The organism is bacterium (assembly GCA_035703895.1).
Classification (GTDB): domain Bacteria; phylum Sysuimicrobiota; class Sysuimicrobiia; order Sysuimicrobiales; family Segetimicrobiaceae; genus Segetimicrobium.
Map to the genome: position 1 here is coordinate 13,207 of DASSXJ010000137.1, position 12,935 is coordinate 26,141.

Annotated in this window: 13 protein-coding genes; 7 read left to right on the forward strand and 6 right to left on the reverse strand. The window is 68.5% G+C overall.

Annotated elements, in window-relative coordinates; genetic code table 11:
- Positions 1-17: 17 nt before the first annotated feature.
- Positions 18-1,514, reverse strand: a complete 1,497-nt coding sequence (gene glgA / locus VFP86_09320; GenBank protein ID HET8999831.1) for a glycogen synthase GlgA — start codon at positions 1,512-1,514, stop codon at positions 18-20.
- A gap of 246 nt (positions 1,515-1,760) precedes the next feature.
- On the opposite strand from glgA, the gene VFP86_09325 reads away from it, so the two are divergent.
- From VFP86_09325 to VFP86_09345, 5 genes are read left to right on the forward strand one after another with little or no spacing between them, the layout of a single operon-like run.
- Positions 1,761-2,993, forward strand: a complete 1,233-nt coding sequence (locus VFP86_09325; GenBank protein ID HET8999832.1) for an amino acid ABC transporter substrate-binding protein — start codon at positions 1,761-1,763, stop codon at positions 2,991-2,993.
- A gap of 28 nt (positions 2,994-3,021) precedes the next feature.
- Entirely contained in the window at positions 3,022-3,903 is an 882-nt protein-coding gene (locus VFP86_09330; GenBank protein ID HET8999833.1) for a branched-chain amino acid ABC transporter permease, read from the forward strand.
- A gap of 13 nt (positions 3,904-3,916) precedes the next feature.
- Entirely contained in the window at positions 3,917-4,897 is a 981-nt protein-coding gene (locus tag VFP86_09335; protein HET8999834.1) for a branched-chain amino acid ABC transporter permease, read from the forward strand.
- Positions 4,894-5,625 (forward strand): ABC transporter ATP-binding protein, encoded by a 732-nt coding sequence (locus VFP86_09340; GenBank protein HET8999835.1) that lies wholly within the window; start codon positions 4,894-4,896, stop codon positions 5,623-5,625. Before VFP86_09335 ends, VFP86_09340 begins: the two co-directional genes overlap by 4 nt.
- A gap of 3 nt (positions 5,626-5,628) precedes the next feature.
- On the forward strand, positions 5,629-6,339 hold the full coding sequence (locus VFP86_09345) for an ABC transporter ATP-binding protein (GenBank protein HET8999836.1): 711 nt from the start codon (positions 5,629-5,631) through the stop codon (positions 6,337-6,339).
- 8 nt (positions 6,340-6,347) lie between these two features.
- Here VFP86_09345 and VFP86_09350 read toward each other — a convergent pair whose 3' ends face one another.
- From VFP86_09350 to VFP86_09370, 5 genes are read right to left on the reverse strand one after another with little or no spacing between them, the layout of a single operon-like run.
- Positions 6,348-7,715 (reverse strand): glycerate kinase, encoded by a 1,368-nt coding sequence (locus VFP86_09350; GenBank protein HET8999837.1) that lies wholly within the window; start codon positions 7,713-7,715, stop codon positions 6,348-6,350.
- Between the two features lie 12 nt (positions 7,716-7,727).
- On the reverse strand, positions 7,728-8,099 hold the full coding sequence (locus tag VFP86_09355) for a cyclophilin-like fold protein (GenBank protein HET8999838.1): 372 nt from the start codon (positions 8,097-8,099) through the stop codon (positions 7,728-7,730).
- Positions 8,100-8,107: 8 nt separating this feature from the next.
- Positions 8,108-8,896 carry an MBL fold metallo-hydrolase gene (locus VFP86_09360; protein ID HET8999839.1) on the reverse strand — a complete coding sequence of 263 codons (789 nt, stop codon included), beginning with the start codon at positions 8,894-8,896 and terminating at the stop codon, positions 8,108-8,110.
- A 2-nt stretch (positions 8,897-8,898) separates the two neighbouring features.
- Positions 8,899-10,578 carry a signal peptide peptidase SppA gene (gene sppA / locus VFP86_09365; GenBank protein HET8999840.1) on the reverse strand — a complete coding sequence of 560 codons (1,680 nt, stop codon included), beginning with the start codon at positions 10,576-10,578 and terminating at the stop codon, positions 8,899-8,901.
- Between the two features lie 54 nt (positions 10,579-10,632).
- A complete protein-coding gene (locus VFP86_09370; protein HET8999841.1) occupies positions 10,633-11,118 on the reverse strand; it encodes a hypothetical protein in 486 nt (161 codons plus the stop codon).
- Positions 11,119-11,224: 106 nt separating this feature from the next.
- On the opposite strand from VFP86_09370, the gene VFP86_09375 reads away from it, so the two are divergent.
- Positions 11,225-12,076: a hypothetical protein gene (locus VFP86_09375; protein HET8999842.1), complete on the forward strand. Its 852-nt coding sequence runs from the start codon at positions 11,225-11,227 to the stop codon at positions 12,074-12,076.
- Positions 12,077-12,085: 9 nt separating this feature from the next.
- Positions 12,086-12,802: an aspartate/glutamate racemase family protein gene (locus VFP86_09380; protein HET8999843.1), complete on the forward strand. Its 717-nt coding sequence runs from the start codon at positions 12,086-12,088 to the stop codon at positions 12,800-12,802.
- Positions 12,803-12,935 lie beyond the last annotated feature (133 nt).

Here is a 12,935-nt window from a genome sequence, read left to right on the forward strand (position 1 = left end):
CACTTCCCCGATGAGTTCTAGACTCTTGACGGAACCCCGGCTCCGGCCCGCGCCGCGACGACCCGGCGGTACGCCGCGACGTATCGGTCCGCCGACCTGCCCCACGAGAAATCCTGGCGCATCCCCACGGCCTGAAGCCGCCGCCAGACCTCCGGCTTCCGGAATGTCACGAGGGCTCTCGTGACGGCGCCGAGGAGTGCGTCGGATGAATACCCCTCGAACACAAACCCGTTCGCGATCCCGCGCGCGCGGGCGTCGGGGGTGGCGTCGACGATCGTATCGGCGAGCCCGCCGGTCTTCCGCACCACCGGAACGGTGCCGTACCGGAGGCTGTAGAGCTGGTTGAGCCCGGACGGTTCGTAACGGGACGGCATGAGGAAGATGTCGGCGCCGGCTTCGATGCGGTGCGCGAGGGTCTCGTCAAACCCCAGGGTCACCGCCGCGCGTCCTCGATACCGCTCCCCGATCTCCTGAAATCGCGTGTGATAGGCCGGGTCCCCGGTGCCGAGGAGGGCGAACTGCGCGCCCATGTCCATCAGCGTCTCGATGATCGCCGAGACCAGGTCGAGGCCTTTCTGGTCCGCGAGCCGGGTGATCATGCCGATGAGCGGCGCGCGCGGCTCGGGGGCCAGCCCCAACGCCCGCTGCAGCTGCTCCTTGCACGCGGCTTTGCCCGTGAGGTCCTCGGGCGTGTAGGTGGCCGGGATCAACCGGTCGGTCGCCGGATCCCATGCGGCGTAGTCGACCCCGTTCAAGATCCCAACGAGCGAGCCCGCGCGGTTGCGGAGCACGCCCTCGAGACCGCAGCCGAACTCCTCGGTCTGGATCTCGCGCGCATATTGTGCGCTGACTGTGCTGAGGAGATCGGCGAAGACGAGCCCGCCCTTGAGGAGGTTGATCTTCCCGTAGAACTCGATCCCGGCCGGGGTGAACATGTCTGCGGTCAGGCCCGTGACGGGCAGCTGCTCGGGCGGGAACAGGCCTTGGTAGGCGAGGTTGTGTACGGTGAAGAGGGTGCCGGTATTCGCGGTCACCGCGTCGCGCGGTTCCACACGAAGCCAGACAGGGAGCAGCGCGGTCTGCCAGTCCTGGCAGTGCAGGACCTGGGGCGACCAGCCGATGTGCCGCAACAAGGCGAGCGTGCCTCGGCAGAATGCCGTGAACCGCTCGAGATTGTCCGGATAGTCGTGCCCGCCCTCACCGTAGAGCCCCGGACGGTCGAAGTACCGGTTGCTGGCGACGAGATGCACGGGCACGGCGCTCCCCGGCAGCCGTGATTCGAAAAACTGAACCGGTACCCGGGCGGTTCCGAGGGGCACCGCCGCCTCCCCGATCGGCCGGAAGGCGAATCGGTCGCGATTGATCGATTGATACGCCGGAAGCGCGACGCGGACGTCGCACCCCGCATCCGCGAGGGCCCGTGGGAGCGCTCCCGCCACATCGGCCAGGCCGCCCGTTTTGGCGAACGGCACCGCCTCGGAGGTGCAGACGCACACCCGCAGGCGATCGCTCATGGGCGCGGGGCAAAGATGCGACGCACGAGGTCAATTCCCACGACGCCCGGTGTTCGCCATGAGCGAAACGGGTCCTTCATACGTTCGCGTGGAACCTCGCCCGCGCTTCATCCGTTCGAAGGAGGGATACCGCCGCCCTGAACCCTTCGTTTGGGGATCAGGTGCTGGTGCAGGAGGTCCTCGGGTGTGGCCGGAACATACCGGGCGACCGTCGTCACACCAGGGCGTCATCAGGGAGGGATGTGCATGCGGTCATACACGAGGGCGATGTTTGCAGTAGTCATCGTGCCCGCGCTGCTCCTGGGCCTGGTGACGACCGGGCAGCCCGCTCCGTCCGAGATCAAGATCGGAGCGGTCCTGCCGCTCACCGGGCCGTTCGTCGCCTCGGGGCAGTACTTCAAGCAAGGCTACACGATGGCGATCGACGAGATCAACAAGGCCGGCGGGCTCGACGTCGGCGGCCAGAAGTACACGGTCAGCCTGACGATCCTGGACGACGGCAGTGACGCGACGCGCTCCCGGAGCCTCGTGGAAAAACTGGTCACCGACCAGCACGTCAACTTCCTCCTCGGAGGCTACGACACGTCCCTGGTCGAGGCGCAAGAAGTCGTCCCCGATCAGTACAAGATTCCGTACGTCGAGGGCGGCGGGGCGGCCTCGGAGATCTTCAAGCGCGGCTACAAGTACGTGTTTGGCACCCTGGCCAGCATCTACAACATGGGCAAGTTCACCGCGGACTTTATCAGCGCCCAGCAGTCGGCGGGGAAGCTGCCGAAGCCGCTCACGATCGCGCTCGTGTGGGAGAACACGGACCACGGAAAAGACTATGAGACGGCCTTGGTCGAGGAAGCGCAGAAGCACCCGGACCTGTTCAAGATCGTGCTGAACCAGCCGTTCCAGCTGAACGGGAGCGACTTCAGCCCGCTCCTCCAGCAGGTGAAGGCGTCCAACGCGCAGGCGTTTCTCTCCGACGCCCACCTGCCCGATTTCATCACGATGCACCGCCAGTATCTGCAGCTCGGCCTCTACCACCAGTTCGTCACCTACGGCGGCCGGGGACCGGACCAGCGGGGCCGGCAGGCGCTCGGACCGGGCGCCGATTACCTCGTCGCCGCGGTGTGGTGGACCCCCGCGCTCAAGGACCCGGCCTCGCAGCTCTTTACCGAGAAATACATGCAGCAGTACCATCAGATACCCGATTGGTTCCAAGCCCTCTCGTACGACACCGCCCGGGTGCTCTTCCAGGCGATCCGCGAGGCCAAGAGCCTCAACGGACCGGTGGTGCGCGATGTCCTCTCCAAGCTCGTGATGCGGAACTCGCTGCTGCCCGGCGGCGTGATCCGCTTTGCGCCCGACGGCCAGATCATCGCGCCGTACGTAATGGTGCAAAACACGCCGGGCAACACCGTGCGAATCGTCTGGCCCAAGAAGCTGCCTGAAGCGCGGGACCCCAGCCTCCCGATGCCTCACGTGCAGTAGCGGGAGGGTCAGGCGGGATCAGGCGGAGGTGTTCTCGGCCCAGAACTTGATCTCGATCGGCATCGCTGCGCTGTTGACCGCGGGGCTGTACGCCATTATGTCGTACGGCCTCGCGATCATTTACGGGGTCATGAAGGTCATCAACCTCAGCCACGCGGGGTTTCTGATGCTGGGCGCATTCATGACCCTCGTGTACTTCCAGTGGTGGCATCTCGATCCGGTCGCGGGGGCGTTCGTCAACCTCCCGGTGTTCTTCGTGGCCGGGTGGGTGGTCTATCGGATTCTGGTCCGCCGCGTCGCGACGGCGCTGCCGATCGCCTCGCTGCTGCTGCTCTTTGGCCTGTGGTTGGTGATCCAAAACCTCGCCGTGGCGATCTGGGGAGGCGAAGATCAGTCGATCATCACCTCGTACACGTACAAGGCGCTGACCCTCTTTGGGTTTCGCATCCCGGTGACGCGGCTGATTGTGTTCGCCGTGGCGCTCGCGGTGCTCAGCATCCTCCACTTTGCCCTGGGCCACACCTTCATCGGCAAGGCGCTCCGCGCCACCGTCCAGGATCCGACGGCTGGGCTGCTCGTGGGCATCGACACCGAGCAGATCAGCGCGATGGCGTTCGGGCTGGGGACGGCGTTCGCCGGCTTCGCGGGGAGCCTGCTCACGCTCCTCTTCAGCTTCAATCCGGATTTCGGCGGATCGTTTCAGCTCAAGAGCTTCACGATCATCGTGCTGGGCGGACTGGAGAACCTCGCCGGTGTGACGGTAGGGGCGGCGGTCCTCGCGTTCACCGAGTCGTATGCGGTGTTGTTCATGCGGGCCAGCCTGCAAAACGTGATCGCGTACGCCCTCCTCGTCGTGGCGCTCGTCGTGATGCCCGGCGGGATCGGGCAGTTCCTCCAGCGGCGGTCCTGACCATCCACCCGTGATGCCGCGCGCCCGCATCGCCGTCGTTCCGGCGCTGGTCGTTGGGGTCATGCTCGCGTTGGTCCCGGTCCTCGCCCCCCGGAACATCACGCTCATCAACCTGGGGTTCCTGACGTTCCTCTTCGTCGCCCAGGGCGTGGCCTGGAATATCCTCGGCGGGTACGCCGGCTACGTGTCCTTCGGGTACGCCGCGTTCTTCGGCCTCGGCGCGTACACGACCGCGCTGCTCTGGCTCGGGGGATGGCCGCCCGTCCTCACCTACCCGGTGGCCGGGGTGATCGCAGCTGCGTTCTCACTCGTCGTGGGCGTGCCGACGCTTCGGCTGGTCGGCCCCTACTTTTCCATCGCCACGATCGGCGTCGGCGAAGCGATGCGCATCCTGATGCTGAATCTGGACCGGGTCACCGGTGGCGCGTCGGGGTTGAACCTTCCCACGTCCGTTCCGTCGAAGAGCTGGTTCTATCTGGTGGCCCTGCTGTTCGCGGCCGCGGCCATCGCGGCGGCCGCCGTGATCCGCCGATCCCAGTTTGGGCTGGGGCTCCTGGCCCTCCGCATGGACCTCGAGGCGGCTGAGGGGCTCGGGGTGCCGACCGCGCTCTTCAAAAATCTGGCGCACATCGTGAGCGCATTCATCGTCGGGGCGTGCGGCGGCTTGTACGCGACGTATTTGCAGTACGTTCACCCGGACACCGTCTTCAGCTTTACACAAAGCATCAGCCTGGTGCTGATCGCGCTGATCGGAGGCATCGGCACCGTGTGGGGTCCCGTGGTGGGCGCCGTGGTCTTTTACGCGGTCCAGGACTACCTGCAGACGCGCTATCCGACCTTCCACCTCTTGGTGTACGGGGCGCTCTTGATCGTGATCCTGCTCTTCGAGCCGAACGGGTTGGTGGGGCTGGCCGCCAGACTGCGCCGGCCCCGCACCCCGGTGACTCCCGCGGGCGCGCGTCCCGCCGGCGCGGGGGCGGAGCGGCCGGCATGAGGCCCGCGCTGACGCTCGGCCACGTGACCAAACGGTTCGGTGGGCTGCAGGCCGTCCAAGACGTCTCGATGGAGGTCGTGGCAGGCCAGATTACCGGCCTGATCGGCCCGAACGGGGCGGGCAAGACCACGCTGTTCCGGATCATCAGCGGCGGCATGCGCCCGACGGCGGGCCGCGTGCGATTTGGAGACCGGGACATCACCGGCTTGAGCCCGCACGCGGTCTGCCGGCTCGGCGTGTGCCTCACGCATCAGATCGTCCGGCCGTTTCTCGACCTCACGGTGCTGGAAAACGTGATGGTCTCCGCGGCGTTTGGCAGCGGAGGCCGGATCACGAACACGGCTCGGGCCGAGGCGCTGGACGTCTTGGAGTTCACTGGACTGTCCGCCCGACGCGACCTTCCGGCGTCCGTCCTGACCCTCGCCGAACGCAAGCGCCTGGAGATCGCCCGCGCGTTGGCCACCCGGCCGGCCGTGCTCCTCCTCGACGAGGTCCTGGCCGGACTCAACCCCTCGGAATCCGAGCGGGCGGTCCATCTCGTCCGGCAGATTAGGTCTCGCGGGGTCACGATCGTAATGATCGAGCACGTCATGCGGGCGGTGATGGCGCTCTCCGATCGAGTGCTGGTGTTGAACTACGGGCAGCTCATCGCCGACGGGCCGCCCACCGACGTGGCCAACCTCCCCCAGGTGATCGAGGCGTACCTGGGGCAGCGGCTCGAGGGGTAGGACGTGGCCGTCCTCGAGGTGGCCTCGATCGTCGCCGCGTACGGCCAGGTGCGCGCCCTTTGGGATGTATCCCTCGAGGTCGACGAGGGCGAGATCGTCACCCTGCTCGGGGCGAACGGCGCGGGGAAGACCACAACGATGCGCGTGCTCTCCGGGCTGATGCGGCCCCGGGCCGGGATGGTCACCTTTGCCGGCCAGCGCATCGACCGGCTCCCGCCCCCCCGCATCGTGCAGGCGGGCCTCGTGCAGATTCCCGAGGGGCGGCGCCTCTGGCCGCGGATGACGGTCCTCGAGAACCTCGAGCTGGGTGCCTACCCTCGGCACCTGCGCGCCCAGCGGCACGAGGCGATGGCCTGGGTGTTCTCGCTCTTCCCCCGTCTCAACGAACGGCGGGATCAGCTGGCCGGCACGCTCTCCGGCGGGGAGCAGCAGATGCTGGCGATCGGCCGGGGGCTCATGAGCCGCCCCAGGCTCCTCATGTTGGACGAGCCGTCGCTGGGGCTCGCGCCGATCCTCGTGCGGGAAGTCTTCAGGATCATCACCGAGATCAACGCCCGTGGGGTGACCGTGCTCCTTGTCGAGCAGAACGTGCGTCAGGCCCTTGAGATCGCCCACCGCGGGTACGTGCTGGAGACCGGGCGGATCGTCCGGTGCGGGTCCGCCCGGGATCTGCTGGAGGATCCCGAGATCAAGCGCGCCTATCTCGGCCTGTAGGCCCGTCCCTACTGCGGTTCACCGCAGAGAATCAGCATCAGGTCGTTGACGTTGGTGTTGGTCGGCCCAACTCGAATCAAGTCGCCGACGGCGTCGAGAAGGGGATACGCGTCGTTGTCGGTGAGATGCCGGATCGGATCGAGTCCCTTCGCGCGCGCCCGGGCCCACGCCGTCCCATCCGACACTCCCCCGGCCGCGTCGGTGGGCCCGTCCGTGCCGTCCGTCGCGAAGCTCACGAGGAGCACAGCGGGAAGCCCGGCCAGCGCGCGTCCCGCGCTGAGCGCGAGTTCCTGGTTCCGCCCGCCTCGACCGGGGCCGGTCACCGTCACGGTCGTCTCGCCCCCACACACGAGGCACGCCGGAGGAGCGATCGGGTGCCCGGTGGCCGTGATCTCGCGTCCGATCGCGGCCAACAGCCGCCCCACCTCTCGGGCTTCGCCTTCTATATAGGTAGAGAGTAATCGGGCATGGAACCCGAGGCGCCCGGCCTCGGCGACCGCCGCGCGGGCGGCGAGAGCGTTGTCGGCGATGACGGTGGTGGCAGCGTTGGCGAACGCCGGGTCTCCCGGCTTAGGTGTCTCGGTAAGGTTCCCCGCCGCGCCCTGCCGCAACGTAGCGAGGACGGCAGGCGGGACGCGCTCGCCGAGGCGGTACTTCTCGAGGACAGCCAGCGCGTCCGCAAACGTCGTCGGGTCCGGGGTGGTCGGCCCGGATGCGATTGCGTCGATCGGGCTGCCGACGATATCCGAGATGAGCACGGTGACGAGCCGCGCCGGCGACGCGGCTCGTGCCAGCTGTCCGCCCTTGATCCGGGAGAGATGCTTGCGAACGATGTTGATCTCTGTGATGTCCGCCCCGGAGCGAAGCAGGAGGTCGGTGGCGGCGATCTTGTCCTCGAGCATCAAACCTTCTCGAGGGAGGGGGAGCAGGGCCGATCCGCCGCCGGAGATCAGGCAGACGACCAGGTCCTGGCGGCTCAGCCCCGAGACGAGCGAGAGGGTCTCCGCCGCCGCCGCCTCTCCCGCGGTATCCGGGAGGGGATGGCCGGCTTCGACCAGGGCAATACGTTTGAGGGAGACTGTGTAGCCCGTCTTCACGACGACGAGCCCGGCGGTGACCCGGTCCCCGAGGATGTCCTCCACCGCCCGGGCCATGGGGGCGCACGCCTTGCCGGCCCCGACCACAATCACGCGCCCTCCCGGCACGAGCGGGAACAGGTGGCCATCCACCACGAGCGTGTCGCCGTCGAGTGTGACCGCGCGCGCCGTCGCGCCGTACGCATCGACGGCGCCGAGCGCGCCGCCGAGAATCTGGGTCGCCGCGCGCCGGAGCCCGGTCGTCCCCGGGACCAGGGTCAAGGCATCGTCGATGCGCATCGGGATCCGGGATCAGCCCACCCGTTCGACCTTCACGTTGCTCGAGCCGCGGACCGCCTTGAAGACCGCCGGATCGCCGTCGACCCGGCCAAAGACGTTGACCGGGCTTGCGGGCCGGATCTCCGAGCCGCGGCTCGCCGGCGTCGGCCCGAAGAAGATGCAGAATGCGGTCCCGGGCGGCCAGTAGCCGAGATCGCCTATCTCCACGACCTCGCGGGGGAACTCCGGCGCACAGGTCACCGGAATGGAGAAGTAGACCTCATCTCCCCACGTGCTGCCCCGCCCTTCGATGGGCAGCGCGTCCCAGATCGCGCTTGCGGTCCGGCTGCTGTTGAGCGTCGCCTCGCAGGTGACGTTCGCCGCGGTGATGCGAACCTTCCGCATAGTCCCTCCTATTCGAGGACGATCGCGCCCATCCGGCCGTTCGGAGGCACGGCGATCACGCGGGTCGCGGAACCCCCGCGCCGCGCGATCGCGGCCCGGGCTGTGTCGCGGGCGAGCGCCGCCAGGTTGTTCACCTCGCTCAAATGCGCCAGGCACACCGTCCGGGTTCGCTCCACCGCCGTGCGTGCCAGCGCGCGGGCGGCGTCATCGTTGCTGAGGTGCCCCTTGGGACCCAGGATCCTGTTCTTCAGGAACCACGGATACGCGCTGACGTTGAGCAGGGGCAGATCATAGTTGGATTCCAGGATCACCAGATCGGCCCTCGACAGGTACGGATCGAGGGTCTCGCCGGCGCTGCCCAAGTCGGTCGCGACCGCGATCCGATGCCGGCCGACCTGGAACGCGAACCCCACGGGGTCCGCCGCGTCGTGTGAGACGGGGAACGCGGTCACCTCGAACGGTCCGACTTGAAACGGCCGGGCGGTGTCGAAGGGCGTGATCGTGGCGCCGGTCAGGCTCGCGCCGGCCGCGGCGACCGTGGCCGCGGTGGCCATCACGCGTATGCCAAACGCCCGGCCGAGAGGGCCCGCGGCGCGGGCGTGATCCTCGTGCTCGTGGGTGAGCAGGATCGCCGCGAGTCCGTGCGGGTCGACCCCGATTTCGCCGAGGCCGCGCTCGATCGCCTCGGCCGAGAGCCCCGCATCGACCAGGATCCGGGTCGGGCCCGCCTCGAGCAGCAGCACGTTGCCGGCGCTGCCGCTGGCCAGCACCACGGCGCGAGGCGCCTGGGGGAACATGCTCACCTGAGCCAGATCTCCCACGGCATCAGGGTGAGCACACGCTCCTCGAGGAGCGTGGTGAGGCCCGTCCAGAGGTCTCCGAGTTCCGCGAGCAGTCCCGGTCCTCGCACCGGGACGTTCCGCGGGGGGCGGATCTGGACCACAGCGACCCCGCGCGATGCGGGAACCCCCATCAACTCTTTGGCGGCGATCACCGCGGCGGAAAAGTCTCCGAGGCGGTCGATGAGCCCGAGCTCCAGCGCCTGACGGCCCGTCCAGACGCGCCCGCGGGCGGCGGCCGCCACGTCCTCGCGGGCCAGCTGCCTGCCGGCGGCCACCCGATGCACGAACCGGTTGTAGATCTCGTCCATCTGCTTGTGGAGGCGGCGCCGCTCCTCGGGGGAGAACGGCGTGAACGGTGAGGTCATCGCGGCGGCCTCTCCTCGCACGAGCGTCTCCCGGCTGATGCCCACGCGCGCGGCGAGGCCGCGGACGGTGAACTTGCCCGAGACCACGCCGATCGAGCCGGTGAGGGTGGCGGACTGGGCGACGATCCGGGTGCAGCCGGCCGCCACGTAGTAGCCCCCGGATCCGGCGACGTTGCTCATGTAGGCGACGATCGGTTTCACCCGCTTCACCCGGTCGACTTCGCGCCAGATGAGTTCTGAGGCAAGGGCCGAGCCGCCCGGAGAATCAATGGAGAGGATGATCGCGCCAAACAGCGGGTTGCGCTCCACCGCGCGTAAAGCGCGGGCCACGGTGGCGTGTCCGGTGGACGCGCCGCCCAGGACGGGGATCGGGAGCGGAGGCGGGGTCCGGCTCTCGCCCATGTGGATCGCACCCCGCACGCCGATGAGGGCGATGGCCTGCCCCGGCGTCCGCCATCTAAACGGCTTCCTCAGGCGTTTGCGCGCGAGCGGCCACGGGAGGATCACCGGCACCCGCTGCCGCTTCAGGTGAAGGAAGCGGGGGAGCTCGTCTTCGAAACAGACCGCGTCAAGGAGCCCCGCCTCGAGAGCCTCCCGCGCGCTGAGCGGCGCCTGATCCATCAGCACGCGGAGGGCGGGCGGGTCGAGCCTGCGCGCGGCCGCGATGTGGGTGAGCACGTCCTCGAAGACCGAGTCGAGGATCGCGTTGAGGCTGTCCCGCATCGGCTCCGACATCGTCCGCCGGGTGAACGGCTCCGCCGCCCCTTTGTACTCGGCGATCTGCGCGAACTCACCGACGACGCCGATCCGATCCAGGGCCTCCTTGAGGAACGTCACGCCCACCTGCAGGCCCACGAGGTCGAGGATGCCCGCCTCCGGCATCACGATCGTGTCGGCGGCGCTCGCCAGATAGTACAGGCGCGTGTTGGCCTGGGGGAGATAGGCGATGACCCGCTTGCCGCGGTTCCTGAACGCTTGGAGCGCCGTCCGGATGCCCTGGATCGTCGCGAAGCCGGTCTCCAGGGCGTGCGCCGTGATCACGACGCCCGCGGCATGCTCGTTCGCCGCGATCAGGTCGAGCTGATCGCGGAGGTCGTCGAGGCTCTGCGGCGATTGAATCCTCCATCGCCGGCGCGCACGGTGCTCCGGATACGGCCCCGAGAGTTCCAGCAGCACGTACACCGGCCGGGGACCGAAGAGCGAGATGACGAGATTGCGAAGGAAGATGTAGAGGTCATAGAGGAGATCGGTGGCGCGGATGAGGAAGCGCATCGCCCCGTTACTTTCGCGCCATGGCGATGCAGTCCCTGGACCAGGACGCGCCGCTCAGCCGATTCGTCCCCACAAGGACAGCGCGATCGCGGCTGCGGCGAAGACCGCCACCGGCCAGTTGATCGCCCGCGTGCGCACCCACAGCGGGGCATCGGGCGGGATCTCGGTCCAGACCAAGGTACCGCCGTCCCGACCGGTGGCGTTCGTGCCGACGAGCGCTCCGGGGATCGCCAGGGTGACCTTGACGGAGATCTGGGTGCCGGCCTGCTGGGCGAGGCGGACCGCGGTGACGCCGAGTTCCTGTCCATACGTCGTGACCAGACCCCAGGTGCGCTTCGTCAGCCGGAGCGTTCCGATGGTGGCGATCCCGGGGTTGAGCAGCCGGCTCAGGGGCCCTTGGTCCACGCGCTCCGCAACGACAATGCCGTTGGCCTCGCCGGGGACCAGATCGACATCCAGCGTCGAGGAGGAGGCCGTGAGCGTGAAGATGAGGTAGGTGAGCGCCACACCGATCCAGAACCCCAGCACTCCCTTGCGCATCGATGGAACCTCCCGGTGATGTGCGGTCGTGTTTCGCCGCCGCCCGGATCGGTCCTCCGGCGGCCGAGCGGAGGGCCGGCTCGAATGCGGCCCGAACTGAGAACCCATGCACCCGCGGCATACGGCTCAGGTCTTGCGCCGCGCGCGCGCGGCAAGTGCGACGTTCGGTCTCGCGCGCCCTCCGGTTGCCCTGGAGCGTGCCGCGCATCGCTGCGGCATCGGGGAGATCCGCCCCGTCGACCTCCCCCGGGAACCTGCGGCGCTGATCACGCAGGCCCGCGGCCGCGCAGTCCTCGCCGTCGACGGCCGCATCCCGCCTCACACGCCGCAGTGGAACGGGCTCGTCGCCCTCGCCGTGGCGCGCACGCTGCTGCCGCCCGGCGCGGGCGACGCGGACACGAACGAACTGGCCGAGGTCGGTGCGGCCGAGCTCCTCCTTCCTGCGCGCGTATTCCGGCCGATCGCCGCCCGTACCGACCTGACCATGGACGGCCTGAGGGACCTCGCCCGCCGGTTCTCCGCGCCGATCCGCCTCACCATCCGGCAGTGGCTGCTGACCGGAACCTGGGCCGGCTTTGCGCTGTTGTGGCGGCAAGACCCCGCAGGGATCCGGCTCGCGTGGCGTGCGGCGTCACCGGATGCCGCGTATCCGGCCACCGTGGTCCTCGGCGCGAGTGCCGACGAAGTCTGGCGGGATCGCTCGAGGCTCGACGCGACCCTCCGGACCGGCCGGCCCCACCACGGGGTGGAGGAGGTGGCGACCGGGTCGAGTCCGGTGTGGTGGTTTACCCGGTTTGGGATCGTCCGCGACGACGGCGGCCGCGCCGCGCTCGCGTTGGTGATCTTCGACCGTAGGGGGGGCCCGGCACACGCTCACGGACCGGAGGGAATCAATTCCGGATCTGCGAATACAAAGCCGACGGCCGGGCGCCGGTCCTTTACCCGGCGTCGGCGGTGAGACGGCGCCATGAAGGTCCGCGGCGGTCGGAACCTCTACGGCCACCCCATCGGTGTACTCGTTCTCGACACGGCCTTTCCGAGAATCCCGGGCGACATCGGGCACGCGGGGACGTTTCCGTTCCCGGTCCTCTATCACAAAGTCCGCAACGCGTCCCCGTCGCGTGTGGTGCGCGAAAGCGATCCCGCCCTCCTCGATGGGTTCATCCAGGGGGCACGGACGCTCGAGGCCGCCGGCGTGCTCGCGATCACCACCTCGTGTGGATTTCTCGCGATGTTTCAGCGCCAGCTCGCGGAATCGGTGCGGGTTCCGGTGTTTTCCTCGGCGCTCCAATTGGTTCCGCTGGTGTCCCGCATGCTCGCGCCCGACCGCGCGGTCGGTATCCTGACCGTCGAGGGCCGCGCCCTCGGCCCCCGGCATCTGGCCGGTGCGGGGATCGCTGAGGACGTTCCCGTGGTGATCTGGGGACTCGAGCGCGGGCAGGCGTTTACGCCGGTGCTGCTCGATAACGAACTCGAGCTCGACGTCGACGCCGCGCGGAGGGAGAACGTCGAGGCGGCTCGGGAGATGGTGGAGCGCCATCCCGAGGTGGGCGCGATCGTGCTCGAGTGCACCAACATGCCCCCGTACGCGGCGGCGATCCGGGAGGCGACGGGGTTGCCGGTGTTCGACATCACCACCTTGATGCGCATGGTGTACGCCGCACTCGTCCCTCCGGTGTACTGATTCACCCGGCCGTGGATTCGGCCGACCTGCTCATCGTCGGCGCCGGCAGCGATGGGAATTTCTCGGCCTCCGCGAACGCTAGAGAAATCAACGCGGGGTATAAAGACTATATAGAGTGGGGAAGGTCGTAGCG